Raw genomic sequence first — 415 nt, forward strand, 5'->3', positions numbered from 1 at the left:
CCTCATAACGATGCGAACGCGCGCGGCGTGTTTTGGGGCTTGACGGGCGCGCACACGACAGGCGATCTCGCGTACAGCGTGATGGAAGGCGTGGCGTTCGCGATGGCCGACGGTTATGCCGCGCTGCAAAGCGCGGGCACGACACTGCAGAGCGCGTCGTTCATCGGCGGCGGCTCGCGCAGCCCGTTCTGGGCGAATCTGTGCGCGACGGCAACGGGCATCACGATGCATCGTCACGAAGGCAGCGACGTGGGCGCGGCCCTTGGTGCGGCGCGCCTTGCGCGGCTCGCGGTGACGGGCGAGTCGATCAGCCAGGTCTGTCTTGCGCCGCCTACCCTCGAGTCCTGCGAGCCGGATCGTGCGCAGGCGCCATTGCTTGCGCACAGGCTGGCGCGTTATCGCAGCATTTATCAGG

General features: G+C 67.7%; 1 protein-coding gene. It reads left to right on the plus strand.

Annotated features, from left to right (window positions below):
* The coding region (locus tag GR197_RS31590) for an FGGY-family carbohydrate kinase (protein ID WP_246724748.1) at window positions 1-415 on the plus strand (415 nt) is incomplete at both ends.

It is taken from the genome of Rhizobium phaseoli (assembly GCF_010668805.1).
GTDB classification, from domain to species: domain Bacteria; phylum Pseudomonadota; class Alphaproteobacteria; order Rhizobiales; family Rhizobiaceae; genus Rhizobium; species Rhizobium phaseoli_A.